Source organism: Candidatus Enterococcus wittei, from assembly GCF_002140175.1.
In the GTDB taxonomy this organism is placed as follows: Bacteria; Bacillota; Bacilli; order Lactobacillales; family Enterococcaceae; genus Enterococcus_B; species Enterococcus_B wittei.
Genome location: NZ_NGMO01000004.1, coordinates 95,609 through 111,675 on the forward strand (window position 1 = coordinate 95,609; position 16,067 = coordinate 111,675).

General features: G+C 32.8%; 13 protein-coding genes. 1 reads left to right on the forward strand and 12 read right to left on the reverse strand.

Translation table 11 applies throughout. The annotated features are described in order from the left end of the window. The first annotated feature begins 3 nt into the window (after nt 1-3). Nucleotides 4-1,299, forward strand: a complete 1,296-nt coding sequence (locus tag A5844_RS11560; RefSeq protein ID WP_086285341.1) for an ISL3 family transposase — start codon at nt 4-6, stop codon at nt 1,297-1,299. 248 nt (nt 1,300-1,547) lie between these two features. On the opposite strand, the gene A5844_RS11565 is transcribed toward A5844_RS11560, so the two are convergent. From A5844_RS11565 to A5844_RS11620, 12 genes are all read right to left on the reverse strand, one after another. After that, nucleotides 1,548-2,495, reverse strand: a complete 948-nt coding sequence (locus A5844_RS11565) for an NAD-dependent epimerase/dehydratase family protein (protein WP_086285342.1) — start codon at nt 2,493-2,495, stop codon at nt 1,548-1,550. A gap of 195 nt (nt 2,496-2,690) precedes the next feature. After that, a complete protein-coding gene (locus tag A5844_RS11570; protein ID WP_086285499.1) occupies nt 2,691-4,115 on the reverse strand; it encodes a lipopolysaccharide biosynthesis protein in 1,425 nt (474 codons plus the stop codon). A gap of 157 nt (nt 4,116-4,272) precedes the next feature. After that, the gene (locus A5844_RS11575; RefSeq protein ID WP_256924558.1) at nt 4,273-5,334 is read right to left on the reverse strand and encodes an EpsG family protein; all 1,062 of its coding nucleotides are present in this window, start codon (nt 5,332-5,334) and stop codon (nt 4,273-4,275) included. A 5-nt stretch (nt 5,335-5,339) separates the two neighbouring features. Continuing rightward, a complete protein-coding gene (locus A5844_RS11580; RefSeq protein ID WP_086285344.1) occupies nt 5,340-6,290 on the reverse strand; it encodes a hypothetical protein in 951 nt (316 codons plus the stop codon). A gap of 17 nt (nt 6,291-6,307) precedes the next feature. Further along, the gene (locus A5844_RS11585; RefSeq protein WP_086285345.1) at nt 6,308-7,291 is read right to left on the reverse strand and encodes a glycosyltransferase; all 984 of its coding nucleotides are present in this window, start codon (nt 7,289-7,291) and stop codon (nt 6,308-6,310) included. 23 nt (nt 7,292-7,314) lie between these two features. Continuing rightward, complete coding sequence (locus A5844_RS11590; RefSeq protein ID WP_086285346.1) at nt 7,315-8,118, reverse strand: LicD family protein; 804 nt, start codon at nt 8,116-8,118, stop codon at nt 7,315-7,317. Between the two features lie 15 nt (nt 8,119-8,133). Further along, nucleotides 8,134-9,186: a glycosyltransferase family 1 protein gene (locus A5844_RS11595; protein ID WP_086285501.1), complete on the reverse strand. Its 1,053-nt coding sequence runs from the start codon at nt 9,184-9,186 to the stop codon at nt 8,134-8,136. Between the two features lie 104 nt (nt 9,187-9,290). Then, a complete protein-coding gene (locus A5844_RS11600; protein WP_086285347.1) occupies nt 9,291-10,346 on the reverse strand; it encodes an NAD-dependent epimerase/dehydratase family protein in 1,056 nt (351 codons plus the stop codon). A 12-nt stretch (nt 10,347-10,358) separates the two neighbouring features. Continuing rightward, entirely contained in the window at nt 10,359-11,075 is a 717-nt protein-coding gene (locus A5844_RS11605; RefSeq protein WP_086285348.1) for an IspD/TarI family cytidylyltransferase, read from the reverse strand. 47 nt (nt 11,076-11,122) lie between these two features. Continuing rightward, nucleotides 11,123-12,163: a glycosyltransferase family 2 protein gene (locus tag A5844_RS11610; protein ID WP_086285349.1), complete on the reverse strand. Its 1,041-nt coding sequence runs from the start codon at nt 12,161-12,163 to the stop codon at nt 11,123-11,125. Between the two features lie 20 nt (nt 12,164-12,183). Further along, a complete protein-coding gene (locus tag A5844_RS11615; RefSeq protein ID WP_086285350.1) occupies nt 12,184-13,575 on the reverse strand; it encodes a sugar transferase in 1,392 nt (463 codons plus the stop codon). Between the two features lie 323 nt (nt 13,576-13,898). Then, entirely contained in the window at nt 13,899-16,037 is a 2,139-nt protein-coding gene (locus tag A5844_RS11620; RefSeq protein WP_086285351.1) for a glycosyltransferase family 2 protein, read from the reverse strand. Nucleotides 16,038-16,067 lie beyond the last annotated feature (30 nt).

Below are 16,067 nucleotides of genomic sequence, written 5' to 3' on the forward strand. Positions count from 1 at the left end.
TCTATGAATGATTCTATCAAAAAAATGCTGAGATTAGTAGACAAAAATTTAACCATTACTGAGGTTACTTTCGAGACCCTGCACAAGAAAAAGACCTTAATCGTTGATGCGGTTCTTTCACCTGCTCCGTGCGCCTGTAAAAATTGTGGCTCTTCCGTGTTAGATGCGAATGGCAAGTCGATCGTTGTTAAAAATGGTAAGAAGAAAACGATGGTACGTTTTGACCCATACAATCATATGCCAATGGTCCTACGCTTGAAGAAGCAACGTTATACCTGTAAAAATTGTCGGAGAAACTGGACTGCTCAGAGTTATTTTGTCCGCCCTAGACATTCGATTGCCAATCATGTCAGATTCAAAATCATTTCTTTTCTAACTGAAAAAGTGTCTTTATCTTTTATTGCAAAAATTTGTCAGGTATCTTTAACAACCGTTATTCGTACATTGAAAGAGCTGAAATGCTATCTACCAAAACCTTCCAAAAGCACTTTACCTCGGGTATTGATGGTCGATGAATTTCGTTCTCATACTTGCAAGGAGGATAAGATGAGCTTTATTTGTGCAGATGGTGAGACAGGCAAACTAATTGAGATTTTACCCACACGCAAATTACCTCGTTTAACCAACTATTTTCTAAACTGTACCAATCCCGAAGCGGTCGAATACCTAGTTACAGACATGAATGCCGCCTACTTCCAGCTCACAAAACGCGTTCTACCAAATGCAAAACTTGTGATTGACCGTTTTCATATAGTCAAACATATGAATCAGGCATTCAACGACTTTCGTATCCGAGAAATGAAAGAACTACGTGAGAGGGGGCAACATAGTGAAGCTGAAAAACTGAAAAGGAACTGGCGCTTTCTGTTAAAAAATCGTGAAAATATTAATCATTATGAATACAAAACTTGGCGAAGTTTCCGAGCACCTAGATCCCCCCTTCTCACCGAATCCATGATGATTGATCGATTGCTTGCTTTTTCAACACCTCTCAAAGAGACATATACTGTTTTTCACGAGTTGATGGAAGCTTTTCGTGCCAAAGATCCCAACTTGTTTTTCTCTTTATTAAAAGAACTTCCAGAAACGCTAGACGACAGCTTTCGAACGAAGCTTCAAAACCTTCTATCCTATGAAGAAGGGATCACCAATGCGCTGGTTTATCCTTACTCTAATGGAAAAATTGAAGCGAAGAATACCCATATAAAGACAATGAAACGAGTATCTTACGGATTTAAATCATTTGAGAACATGAAAATTAGAATCTTTTTGATCAATCAATTAATCAAAGTGAAATAACAAAAAAATCTGAGAAAGAATGAGGTTCATTCTGACCCAGATTTGATTTTGCACAACTCATCAGTCCTTATTGACAAAGAGCCACAAAAAAGAATCAATCGAAGCGTATTTCTGCTTCGATTGATTCTCGATGAAATTCTTTCAATTTGAACTCACCAACACTACTTGTCGAAGAGCCTAAAGAATCTGATGATCGCCTATCATCAGATTCTTTATTTTAAAAAATCGGGGATTCATTCCCTATTTTTTTATTTTATTTCTGTTTTTAAGTATTTCTCCATACCTTTTAACACATTGTGCTTCACTTGATAGCCGATGGAGTTTATTTTCGAGATATCTGCTAAAGAATCACGGATATCTCCTGCCCGCTCATCCTGATACTCTAACACTAGTTTGACATCAAGGACTTCATCTATAGTGTGAATCAATTCTAGTAATGTTGTACTTTTGCCTGTTCCGACATTAAATTGTTGTCCTAATGCTTTTTCTTCCTTTGAGACTAGAATTAACGCATCAATAACATCTTCTACATAAACAAAATCTCTTGATTGGCTACCGTCACCAAAAATAGTGAATGAAGTTTCTTGACCTGCAAGCTGCTTTTTATAGCGATCAACTAAAATAGAGATGACTCCACTATAAGGTGAGGTTGGATTTTGATTTGGTCCGTACACATTGAAGAAACGAACAGCACTTCCTGGAACATCATATAAATGACAATAGTCTAGTACATATTGTTCAGCTGCAAATTTATCAATAGCATAAGGCGTTAATGGACGAATCACAGACTCTTCTTTTTTAGGTAAGGTTGGTTCATCTCCATAGACAGCTGCGGATGAACTAAATACGATACGCTTCAACTGTAGTTGGTACTTGCGAATCATTTCTAAAAGCATCAATACGCTCTCAAAGTTCACACGATGAGTTTCTATTGGACGAGCTACTGAATCTGCCACACTCGCTACTGCCGCCAAATGAAAGATATAATCAAATTGATGTTCACTCAACAATTGTTCCATTCTTTTTTCATCTGTGACGTCTCCTTTTATAAAGACGATATTTTTGGAAAGATCCAGATTTCCTTTATCTCCCATTGACAGATCATCGATCACAATGACTTCATTTTCTGTTCCCAAATGGTTTGCTAATGTAGAACCGATAAAGCCGGCACCACCTGTAATTAATATTTTATCCACAAATTTCACTCCAATTATTCATTTCATGAAGATACATAGTTAGTTTAACATGATTATTTGTAGAAGAATATCTTTAGATACTCTTTTCAATTAGTTATATTATGATTCTAGCTGAAATCATATAGAGGTGGAACATATTATGAGTTAGGAAGTACTATATGTGTCTAACTGTACGTATGAAAAATAAGCCATGTATTAGCGTTCTTTCAATAGTACTCTAAATTGTTTAAATCTAGAAATGACATCACGATGTACAAATAATAAATAAATAAGATAAATAAAAGTATATGCTAACATACTTGTGATATTCCCTGGAAATACAATATTGCTTAGAATAAACATCGCAGTTAAGCATGTTTCAATTAACTGTTTCATTCCTATTTTTATATTCATATCTCTGCATAAGAAGAATTCTGCTAAATTACAACGTAATGCTAAACTAATCAAAATCAACATGACTGTTAGATCTAGATTTCCTACAATGAAAATAACAAATAAAGAAATAAGCAATGTGACAATCAATGTGATTACATTAACTAATAAAATCGTTTTTTCTTTCCGCAAAGTTTTAAGATACGTGTTAATCAATAAAGACATTCTTCCTTCATAAATCACAATAGGAAATAAAATCCCCATAAATCTTAAACTTTCAGCATACTCAGGTAACCATAAACTTAAAATAATCTTCGCAGGAATATAAAAAATCAATAAAGCATATGTCAGTGGAACAAATAATCCTCTAAGAATCTGGAACAGCTCGGGAAGTTTTTGTCTATTTGTTCTTCTTAACAATGGAAACATAACTATTCCTACAGCATTTATAAACGTTAGAAACATGTTTGAAAGACTTAAAGTAAACGACAATTTACCAAAAGTTTCAATTGTCCATTTTTGCTGAACAAAAAATCGAATAATCCCAATAATTAGCATACTAGCAATATTACTAATCATCAATTTGCTACCAATGTTTATATTATCTATTATTTCTGGTAATAACATCTTTAGTTTAACTAATTTTACATTCAACATATCTCGAATAAGAGACATACCCCAGATTGTCACCAATAATTTAGAAAGTATATCTAAGACAATTAGCCATAAGAAGTTTCTACCACCAAAAGAAAAGTAGATAGCTATGAATAATACATATAGATAGCGGTCATTTCGAGAAAGTTGAGCATACTCTTTGATACGATTAGTAGATTGAAAAATATACAATACGAAAGTTTTCATAATTGTAATAACTGAAACAACTGCTGTTAAAATCAAGACTAATGATTGAGTCGAATGTGGAAGAAATAACCATGCCCAGATTCCTACAAGAATAGATAGGAAGAATTCAAAAATCAAAAGATACCAAAATTGTGATCCTAAATCTTTTTTATTTAATTGATCGTACTCTTCACCACCTATTTTCAAATAAATCCCATCAATCCATCCAAAATGTAAAAAACCTACATAAGACGCATAAAAAACATAAAGTTGCCAGTAACTATACTCAGTCACTCCTAAAAGCTTCGGGACAAATAAGTTTAATAATACAGATATACCTAGCGTAGCGAAATTAGCTGCTACTGTATAATATAAATTTTTCATTACAGATTTTGCTTTGTCATTCATCATAAATACCTACTTTACCATCCTATATAAGCTTCCTAGATTGTTTTTTATTTTCTAAGAGGCAAAAACATTTACATCATATTCAAGAGATGAAGTTACTGTTCGATCACTAACTGATTCAATAAGATTACTTTTTTGGTTTATATTAGTATTGATATTAAAATACTGTATTATACGGAATATATGAATTATATGCTCCAGAAATAATAAAAATTAATATAAATATCATGAAACTGAATAAGATCATCATGATTATAAACAAATATTTATTCTTAAAAAGTGATTCTAAAAAGATAGGGACAATGAAAATTTCTACAGTTGAAAATATCGTACTGATTCTTCCACCAATTGTGGCTAGTGGACCAAAACAAACTAACAAAATAGTGGATAAACAGTAGACAGACAATAGAAGATTAAAATTTTTATTAAAAATTGAATTTTTACTTTTTACAAAAAGTGTTGCTCCAATTAATATCCCACACTGCATAATGAATACTGGATTGAAAATCCAGTTACCTTGTGCATAATAACCAGATAAGTAACCATAGTAACGATCTGGAATCATAAACTTAAATAAATCGGGGAAAAAGAAGATTATTCCCACAAGCGCACTAATTCCTATAAGTAATATTTCTTTTGGAATATTTATCTCCTTAACAATTTTCACAAAGAAGTAAGCTGGAATAATAAATAAAGCGACCATGTGAAACAGGCTTCCTATTAATGAGAGTAGGATCACATTCTTTAAATTTCTTTTTTTGAATTCAGGTAGAGCCAATAAGAAAATAATTGCTACAATTGAAGACCTTATTTGCCCCATATCCCGAACTAAGAAAAATCTAGAATAGTAATACAATAAAGCAATTGATGGAACAGGAAAATAATTATTGAGTGCATAAGCTAGTAAAAGTAAGCTTATTATAGAAAACAACAATACGAAACTTGAAAAATTCATTCCCAGTTCACGAACAACATAATTAAGAAAAAGATAGCCAGGCTCAGCATCAATGCTCCCATCAAAAACTTTATTCCAATTTACTAATTGATTAAAAAAATTGTTATAGGAAGAAAAATCATATCCCGTAGAAAATCTGAAACCTGCTAGACTCATCAGAAATAGTATTCCACTATAAAAAAATATTTTCTTGCGCGTAAAATACTCTAATATGGATAGTAAAGCTAGCAGTGCGAAGGTTCCTACATAAATGTACAATGCCATTCTCCTTATATATAGATTGTCTTAATACTGTTTGTTAAAGCTTTCGCAATTTCTACTTGTTCTTTATACCATTTTTTTGTCGTATTTTTCTTAAAGCAAACAATTAGAATTTCTTCTGGTTCAAATGATACAGGTTCCACAATATTTTCTAAACTTGAGTAAACTTTCGTTTTTTCACTGATAATAAGATTTTCTTTTTCTATTATATTTTCATTTTCTAGGACTAAAAATTTATTTTGTGATGTACCGTTTAGTAACGCATTTATAATGCTTTGTTTTTCTTGTTTAGAAGATAGATCCAATGACTCGATATCAATTGCTTGAACATCATTACCTAAAGTGAATTTTTGAGTAATCACCTTAGTTTTATACTCTTTCCAGCTTACTATTAATGTTCCTAATCCAACAGTGATTACGATGACTACTAAAACCAATAAAATGATTTTTTTAGTGCTCACCCCTTCTGTGATTTGAAGCGTAGATGCTCGATTATTTTCTATTTCTTTGTTGATATAGTAAAATGTTTTATTCTTAAAAAATGGAAGCTCGCCATTATTCATTTCTTGCTGTAACAATTCTGAAATCTGCTTTTGTTTCTGTTCAGGTACTTCTTCTACAAATTGGACATCTATTGTATTTTGAATATCGTTATACGTCACATTTAGTTTCTCTAAAACATCATCTGAAAATTGCCCATTTTCTTGTAAACTAGTTAAAAACACTTGTTTTACCGCTCCAGAAGCTGTCATTATATTTCCTTGGCTATTCTCCAAAATAAACGAAAATAGCGGCTCATTTGTTTGATTATTCGTTTCAAGTTTATTTTGAGAACGGGATGAATAAAAAAATAACCCGCCTATCAATACCACACTTAATACAAATGAAAGTATATAAATTTTTATATGATCTTTAAAAAAAGAATATATATCTTTTGGTGAGAGACTATTGTTAGTCATTTATCTTCCTCCAATGATTATCTGTATTTTTTATTCACTCTACTTTTTGTGAAATATAGGATATCTGCAAAAAAAGAATGTAAGACAGTATAAGATCGCCAATTTTTCAATACATCCAATGGCTTATCCTCTTGGACGATTTTCAATCGGGTTTCTAATTCTTTAAGTAAGGCTTTTAATGTTTCTTCTTTATGTTCTTTATTTGGAACATCCACTCTCTGAACAAAATTCAAGTTAGAAATGGTTAAAATTTTTAATAATTCTAATTTACCGATTCTTATATTTTTTTTAGTTTCAGCATTTTTCTCTGTCTCTTCGTTCTCAATTTGCATGGCACTACTTCCATGTTTACGCCATAACCCAGTTTTTTCATCAAGTAAATATAATTTATCTGATAAAACACCACTAGACCACATAGCCATATCATGGACCGGATAAAGAGAAGTTTCTAAATACTCATCAAACACAGGAATAAAATCTTTTTGGAAAGCATATACCCAACCTGGACGATTTAAAAAAACATTTTTCTTTGAAAAATAAATGTAATCATTTGGTTCTTTTGTAGGGATTTTTCTCTTTTCACAAGGATAAGAAACACCATTTTCTTCAATCAATTCGTCATAATTTGAAACTAATACTTTGATATTCTCTGGATCAGACATTATTTTTTCTGACATATGTTTTATTTTATGGGGGTACCAAATATCATCTTGGTCACTAAAAAAAATCACATCTCCTTTTGCTTGATGCATCAAGCGTATGAAATTCTCTCGCCAACCAATATTTTCTTCATTTATCAAGAGTTTCCACCCTTCTAAATGGTTTTCTTCAATAAAATCTGTGACGATTTCAATGGTATGATCTGTCGAACCATCATCACATAAAAGAACTTCATCGGGCATTCTCTCCTGTTTTCTGATTGACTCCAATTGGTCGATTATATTTTTCTCTCCATTATAGGTTGGCATAATCACTGATACTGTGAACGCTTCGTTTCTCATTTCTACACATCCTACTTTAAATTCTAATATCTCTTTATTTTGTAATGATCACCTTTTTGTTTTTCAATTGGTGGCAATTTCATATAATCTCCGTATAGACTTCTTAAATAAGTCTCATAACCACTTGGAATGGCAAGCATGGTATCTTCAAATTTGACATCTTTTTTCCCTGAAAATACATCAAGTGGTAAAAACTCTCTCATTCCATAAATCGTAGCAACACAAACTCCTTGAATGTTCGAATTGCTATTTTGTTTATTCATTTTATTAGCTAGTTTATCCATCTTTGTTGCAAAATAGGTTGCACCTTTTTTCTTGGCATACTTTGCTATAATTTTTTTTGCGAAAATGAATTTTTCTTCAGGTTTAAATTTTTTCTTGCTTTCTGCTCCTCTAAAAACATCTAAGAGTTTCATTTTTTTTACTAACATCTTTTGATCCAATCGCTTTTCTGAAATATGATCAATTGGAAAAATATCCAAAAACAGTCCATGTTGCGCAATCCGATAATCATCATCCACATATGTTCGTGTATCATTGATTTTAGCAAACGCATATTCCCAGTTGCTATCATTTTCCAGTGATTTCAACTCTAAAAAACTAGGTAACTCACTACCTAGTTTCAAAAGTTTTGTGTAGTCTTCTCTAGGCATAATGATATCCGCATCGTCATCCCAAGGAATAAAGCCACCATGTCTAACTGCACCTAAAAGGGTACCACCAGCTAGAAAATAAGTTAGATTATGTTCTTGACAAAATTGATCAAAGAATTTTAATAAATCTAATAATCCTTCGTGTATTTCTTGTGTACTTAAATAATCTGACATGATTTTTTACTCCCTCTAATCGATCTCATATACCTTAGACATTTGTTTTAATGTATGGCTAACATCATACTCCATTAATTCATCTGTAATTTCATTCGTAAACGGTTCATCCAATATAGCATTGATCCAATTTATTTTTGGTTCATCCAATCCAACAAATACAACGTTTGGTGTTAGTTTCGTATCTGCAGATATCGTGTTAGAAAGCACCAATTTCTTTTGACTCGCCTGTGCTTCAAGCCCGACCATTGGTAATCCTTCATACAAAGAAGTCATACAAAAAACATCCATTGCTTGGAAGATTTCAGGTATATCTTCCCTTTCCCCTAAAAGCAAAACTTTTTCTGAAAGGTTTAATTCAGCGATTTGTTTTTCTAAGTTTTCTCTTAACGAGCCTGCTCCAATGATTAATAATTTTGCATTGCTTTTTTCCTTAAGTAATCCATTAAATACATCTACAAGATAAGACTGATTTTTTTGTTTTTCAAGACGGCCAATATTTCCAATTACAAAATCATTATATGCGAGACCTAATTCTTCTCTTTTTTCTTTACGTACTTGATCATTTATTTGATACAACGACATATCAATTCCGTTATGAATTATTACATAAGGGTGACCTTGAAACAAACTATCCCCTGCTTCTTTACTTACTGCTAAAAAATCAGTTGCTTCTTTCATAAGCAAGAAATGTAAATATTTTCTTAGAATATTCATGATAAAATTAGTCGATTTCCCATCACTTGTTGCATGACTATGCGCAATCCGTTTTTTGATTCCTTCTTTTCTTGCAAGCAATAAGTTTATTCCCCCACCGAAATATACTTCATTGTGCGCAATATCAAAGTGTTCTTCTTTTAATAGTTTTTTGACTTCAAACCAATATTTTATAATATTTTTTTTAGGATTTGTTACAACGAATATACGACCACCCATTTTTTGAATTTCTTCATGATAATCTGTAACATCTGCAAAATCATCATAAATCAAGAAATCAAATTGCAATTTAGAACGATCGATTTTTCGATACAAATTCATCATAAAAGATTCAGCTCCGCCTTTTCCCATCCTACCTTGAAAATGCAAAACTCTTTTTACTTTACTCACCTAATCACCTATTTTTATAGTATAGTCACTTTCCATAATTAACAGTTATTTAAATAAACCTTTGATTAACACTCTTCTGATAAAATAGTCATTGTATTTTTTAAACCATCTTCAGCACTAAATATAGCTTGCCATCCTAATGCACAAAGTTTTTCACTATTCAAGCTGGAATTATCCATAGGATTAAATTTCTTACTTTCATTTTCAGTAGGCAAATCAAATTCTAAAGCTACCTGACCAATCTTAGATACAATTTCGGCCATCTCTGCGATGCTAATAATAGAATCTGGATTAGAGATATTATATGCTTCACCAGGGTTACCATTCATTAACGCAAATAATATTGCTGTTGCGCAATCCACACTATAAGTATACGACCGAAGTTGACTACCTTTGCTCTTCATAACGATTTTTTCCCCTTTTAGAGCACGGTCTACAAAAGCCGAAGAAACACGTGAATCCCCTTTTTTTGCAGAAGGACCATAGATATGTCCAGGACGTACAATAACGCTTTTCACCTGATATTCTTTCAAATAACTGATACATAATGTCTCAGCAGCTCGTTTCCCCATTGGATAAGATGACCGAGGATTTAGTAAATCAATATAGCCATAATCCATTTCAGTCAGTGGTTTATCTGTATGAAAATCCCCATAAACTTCACTTGATGATATATACAATACTCTTTCTACTTGTTCTTTTTTTGAAAACTCTAACAACGAAGTAATCCCTAAAATATTACTTTGCATTGTTTCTACTGGTTTATCTACATACAAATCAGGACTTGCATTACTTGCCCCATGAATAATATAATCGACTTTCTCTTCAAATTGAAATGCTTCTGTAGCATCATACAGTACAGGTATGACACACTTTTGGGAATCATTCGATGCAAAACGTTCTTTTAATCTTTCGATACTTCTTCCAAGTACATAAATGGTCAAATTTAATTTTAATTTTTTGTTTGCAACGACTAGAAGATCCACCACAGTGGAACAAATCAAACCAGTAGCTCCAGTAATCAAAATCGATTTATTCTCAAATGCTCTTATCAATTCTGACAAACTTTCAAGGCTATCTTCAAGGTTTGACAAATAAGTCTTATTTTCTAATAAATTCATTTTTACCCTACCTTATTTAATCCAATCATCATTAGTTGAATTTAGCAATGCTTTAAAAATTTCTAGATCATCTAGAGTAGTGATCTTTAAATTTTTCTCTGAACCGTGAGAGAAGTAAGATTTTTTACCTAAAACTTGCATTAATTGACAAGAAGCAGCCATATTAACAATCCCCTTTTCCTCAGCTAACTGATACGTATCCATTATTTCTCCCAATTGATACGTATGTGGTGTTTGTGTACGTACAAGTAGATCTCTATTTAAAGAATCCAAAGAACTAGTGTCTTCTTTACTTTCTAAAGTAAAGACCACTTCCGTACAAGGGATAACAGCCACAGCATTACCATTTTTTTTGTATACTTCTATACTTTCACTAATGATTTTTTTACTAACCATTGGTCTATTTCCATCATGGATTAACACAACATCCTCACGACTTCTATTTTTATAAATTTCTTTTAAACCATTATAAATAGAATCTTGACCTGACTCTCCACCTTGTACGATGTATTTAAGCTTAGTAATATTAAATTGTTTAGCATAGGCAGTCAGCATCTCTTCCCAGCCTTTTAGAATAACAACACAAATTTCGTCAATTTCTTGATGTTCTTGAAATGCACGTAACGTATAAACTAAAATAGGAATATTGTTTACGTGGAGGAATTGTTTTGGTATATCTTGTCCTGTTCTAGTTCCAGTTCCTGAAGCAGTTAATAAGGCAATATTCATTAGTTGATCTTCTCCTTTTTTCTCTGATCTTTTTATCTACAAAAGTACTAGTATTTCCTTTTTAATACTGAAATTAGCTTAGGGCTAAAACTTTGAATTTTCCCAGCTAATACAATAAAGGAATAAGAGAGAGTTGTAGGTAAGTTGAAAAATATTTTAGTCAAGCGTTTAAATGTAGAATCAGTGCATGCAATAGAAGCTGCTTCTTTGACTATTTCATCATTAAAAATATTTTTAATTTCTGTTTTCTTTTCACTATTAGATAACTGTTCTGTTTCTATTATTGATAAGATGACCGAAACAGTTCCCTTTAAAAAAAGTGAGGCCATTCCTGAATCACTTTTGTTTTTGGTTACTTCCTTTGCCAATAGATAAAACTCTTTAAATGTTTGAAATTTATTTGGTCGGTACTGGTTTGTAATTCCTTTGCCACCTTCGAATTCATACGTATATTCTATTTTTGGATTCATTATAACATTTTGACAATATTGATAATATTCTAAATTAAAGATCCTATCTTCACAGCTACTATAATTTCTAAAACGAATATTATGCTCTACTAAAACATTTCTACGATAACATTTGTTCCAAACAACATACATCAATTGCTGATTCATCAACTGATACATATCCCCTATAAATGATTCATGAGTTGTGTATTGATGCTCTGGTACCAAATAATCCTTTTCAGAAATCACTTTACCTTCACTTAGTGTACGGAACTTAAATGAACTAACAATTAAGTCTGTATTTGGGGATCGGTCAAATATTTTTTGATAATCATCTAAAATTTCATTGATTGGCTCATCATCTGCATCAAAGAATAAAACATAGTTCCCTTTTGCCTGTTTAATCCCTTCATTGCGAGCAAGACCAGGTCCTTGGTTTTTTGTTGTAATAAGATGGAAATGTGACTCATCTTGTATCGATTCTTTGATTAATTGCTCTGTGTTATCCGTTGATCCATCATTGATCAAAATCACTTCGTACTTTTTAAATTCCAAATTTTTTAAAGCTATGATTGCTCGAGAAATCGTATTTTCGGCGTTATAAATCGGCACAATAATACTAAATATCGGATTGGTCATTTATTTGTTACGCCTCCAAACTAACGATAAATTTTATCTTGTGAAAAATTAATATCTGCTAATGATGTTGCTTGCTCATCTTCTTCCAAGCCTTGAGAAGACATCTTGTCAAAAAGGATCTTAATTGTTTGGAGCAAGATTTTCAAATCCATCATTAAAGAATACTTTTTGATATATAATAAATCAAACCGTAATTTACTATTGTAATCTGAAACATACTTTCCATATACTTGGGCATAACCGGTGATTCCGGCACGAACATTATGTCTCAAATAGTAATACGGATTTTCCGCATTGAACTGATCGACAAAAAAAGGTCGTTCTGGCCGTGGGCCAACGATGGACATATCACCTTTCAACACATTAAAAATCTGAGGCAGTTCATCAAATCGGACGGCACGAATGAATTTGCCGACAGGTGTAACACGCGCATCATTGCTTTTGGCAAGGACTGGTCCTGATTTAGCCTCAGCTGTTGCTGTCATTGAACGGAATTTATAGATTGAGAATTCCTTTTGATCTTTAGTAATGCGAACTTGTTTATAGATAATTGGTCCTGGTGAGGTTGCTTTTACCAAGATAGCTGTTAATAACATAAATGGTGAAGCGACAATCAAAAGTAAGAAAGAGACAATAATGTCAAACAAACGTTTGAATAATTCATATTCTGGTTGGATTCTAAACCCCGAGGCTTCAATAATGCTCTCGTCTTCAAAATTCATGATATTTGGATTGATCATTGTTAGATTTTCAAAAGTGGTATTCAAAAATAATTTCTTTTCTTTTTTTGTTACTAACTGATAGATCTTGATTTTTTCATTTTCTTCGATATGTGAAGCTAGATAAACGATATCGATCCCATCAATCATGTTTTTAATATTTTCATAGTAACTATCGATAATAACCGCTTCAACTTTATGTTTGTTATTCTTTTTTGATTGGAAATTCTGGATTGCTGGGGCAACATCTTTTTCAGTTCCTATAATCACTACTTTTTTATCTCTACTAACTCGCAGATAGAGCTTATACACTAAAATACGATACAAGCTTAATAAAACAGTTCCTACAATTAATGAGAGTAAGATAACGCCACGCGGGAAAGCAAACCAACGTCCAGCAAAGGTAACGACCATGATGCCGATAGACATTAATACTTGACCAATCACTGTGACAAAAACGATATCGCTAATCATACGATTGTAAAAAACATAAGCCCCTAATAAAATATTTAATACAATAAAAATAATGGATGTAAAAATCGCGGAGTTTTGAAAGGTCTCAAAGTTCCGCATTGGGATCTCTCCTTGGAACTTCAATAAGAAACTAATATATATAGCTACATTATAAACAAGGACATCCATCATGATAATAAATATCCGACGTGCAGCATTCCATTCTCCATTTTTATTCATATATACACTCCTAATCACAAAATAATACCTCTATCATCTTACCATAGCGCCCTTCAAAAACATAGTGAATAACCAAATTGTAAACTAATTTAAAAGAAAAAAGAGCCTGTGGTTAATAGCTTTATAGAGAAAAAGCAAGAAATTTAGATTCAAAATGACTATTGGAAAATCCTACCAAAATCAAAGAAATAAGCCGAAGAATCCGAAAATAGTTTTTCCTATTTCCGTGATTCTTCGACATATTTTTTAAGTAACTACTTCTGAAACACTTTTATTTGGTTTTAATAGGAATTAAAAACTCATTAACCTATGTCCTATATTGTTTATTCAGGACACAAAGAAAAATCACCGATGCCTTCTTTTGTCAGATTGTCATTATAATATGGATCATGAGCGATATATGTTGGCCATTTGTCTTGCATTTTCTTGATCTCTCCTGCAAAACGTTTCTGCTTTTCCGGTGTATCTTCGTAGCCTCTAGATTTCGATTCAAAGTGATATAGTTCCACTTGATGCGCATACACATTATTGCGGCCCAATTCATAGATTTTCAAACATAAGTCAACATCATTGAATGCGACTTCTAAACTTTCATCGAATCCATTGACTGCATGGAAATCCGCTGCTTTGACCATCATACAAGCGGCTGTTACTGCAAGATAGTCGACATCAATGACTAATCGACCAAAATAACCACAATGTGTACGATCATAGTTGTTTAAAGCATGTCCTGCGACACCACCGATACCTACAAGCACGCCAGCATGCTGTGTCGTATCGTCTGGATAATATAGTTTAGCTCCTACACAGCCGATTTGCTCAAATTGTGCATAAGAGACCATGATCGTCATCCAATTTGGTTCAATGACCTCTGTATCATTATTCAAGAACAGTAAATATTTGCCACTCGCCTTTTCAGCAGCAAGATTATTGATTCGTGAGTAATTGAACGGGATATCAATTAATTCAACAATGAAACGCTCATTTAATTGTTTTTTATACGTAGCAAATAATTCTTGCATCTTAGGATCCGTACTACCATTATCTGCCACAATGATTTCATAATTAGGATAGGTTGTCTTTTCTATGATCGAATCGATACATAATTTCAAATCATCATAGCCATTTTTTGTAGGAATGATCACACTGACAAGATCTTCTTGGAGAACTTCATAATTCACTTCATAAAAGCCCGAGATTCTCCCAGGGCGAACACTTCCTTTGATCTTTCTTCTTGCAAGAGCATCAGTTAGTGCTTTAACACCTGAATCATAAATATAACTCTTTGCTTCTCCACTGCTAGCAGTTGATCCAGGTATAGTTCGCCAATGATACAGTACACGATCAATGTGATAGATATGATCGGCAGGAATAACCTCTGTAAAGCGTAAGACTAGATCATAATCCTGCGAACCTTCATATCCTTTACGAAAACCGCCTAATTCTTTTACGATACTTGTACGATAAACACCTAAATGTGAAATATAATTATTGCCCATCAACGTGTTTGGCGACCAATCTGCTTTAAAATGTGGGTCAAAGCGATTCCCGTCTGCATCGATCTTGTCTTCATCACTATAGATCAAGTCAAGTTCAGGATGGTCATTTAATGCCTTTGCTACTTCAAATAAAGCATTCACAGGCAACTCATCATCGTTGTCTAACAAAGCCATAAATTCACCTTCAGCAATTTCAAGCGCTGAATTCGTTGCTAAACTAATATGCCCGTTCTCTTCTCGTAACACTACTTTGATTCGGTCATCCTTTTTCTGATAACGTTCCAAGCATTTTTGGATTTTTGGATCGGTAGAAGCATCGTCACTGATACATAGTTCCCAGTTGTCATATGTTTGAGCCAGTACCGAATCAATACATTTTTCCAACCATTTGATTTCTACATTATAAACTGGCATCACTACAGAAATCAGTGGTCGATAGGCAAATGATTGAGCTTGCAAACGTTGTGCAGCCACATCGATTTTTTCATGTTTTGCAATCCATTGTGCATAATCAATCGATCCTGGTTTCAACTCTAGTTTCACACGACGAATCGCTTTTTTTATTCCATGAGTTCGAGCATAATTGATCCCTTTTTTGATCAATCGTTTCTTCTGTTCCCAACTAGATTCGATTCCATCATCATAAGGATAGCGTCCATTTAATTTTACTGCGATTCCATTTTGATGATTTGTTGTTTGAAAATCTAAGATAGCTTTCCCTTTCATCTTCCCAGACAACCGAAGCTTAAATCCGCTATGTGTTTTTACATCCAGACCATACAAATGATTGATATCTAAGCGAACAACTGGCGTATTCTCTGCTAGGATATTTTCTTTTTCTACTTGAATCGTAGGGATCTCTTTTGTTTCTTCATCGATTGCCCACCCAACGATCATTAAATCGCCAGTGGCACGTTCACGTGTGATCTGATCGATAAATACAGCAATTTCTTTCTTTTGCACTGTTTTAGTACTCCTTATCTAGTAAGTTAT

Excerpts from the sequence above, each read along its gene's own strand:
- A5844_RS11560 (WP_086285341.1), top strand. The coding sequence starts at position 4 with ATGAATGATTCTATCAAAAAAATGCTGAGATTAGTAGACAAAAATTTA.
- A5844_RS11570 (WP_086285499.1), bottom strand. The coding sequence starts at position 4,115 with ATGAATGACAAAGCAAAATCTGTAATGAAAAATTTATATTATACAGTA.
- A5844_RS11575 (WP_256924558.1), bottom strand. The coding sequence starts at position 5,334 with ATGGCATTGTACATTTATGTAGGAACCTTCGCACTGCTAGCTTTACTA.
- A5844_RS11580 (WP_086285344.1), bottom strand. The coding sequence starts at position 6,290 with ATGACTAACAATAGTCTCTCACCAAAAGATATATATTCTTTTTTTAAA.
- A5844_RS11585 (WP_086285345.1), bottom strand. The coding sequence starts at position 7,291 with ATGAGAAACGAAGCGTTCACAGTATCAGTGATTATGCCAACCTATAAT.
- A5844_RS11590 (WP_086285346.1), bottom strand. The coding sequence starts at position 8,118 with ATGTCAGATTATTTAAGTACACAAGAAATACACGAAGGATTATTAGAT.
- A5844_RS11595 (WP_086285501.1), bottom strand. The coding sequence starts at position 9,186 with ATGGGAAAAGGCGGAGCTGAATCTTTTATGATGAATTTGTATCGAAAA.
- A5844_RS11600 (WP_086285347.1), bottom strand. The coding sequence starts at position 10,346 with ATGAATTTATTAGAAAATAAGACTTATTTGTCAAACCTTGAAGATAGC.
- A5844_RS11605 (WP_086285348.1), bottom strand. The coding sequence starts at position 11,075 with ATGAATATTGCCTTATTAACTGCTTCAGGAACTGGAACTAGAACAGGA.
- A5844_RS11610 (WP_086285349.1), bottom strand. The coding sequence starts at position 12,163 with ATGACCAATCCGATATTTAGTATTATTGTGCCGATTTATAACGCCGAA.
- A5844_RS11615 (WP_086285350.1), bottom strand. The coding sequence starts at position 13,575 with ATGAATAAAAATGGAGAATGGAATGCTGCACGTCGGATATTTATTATC.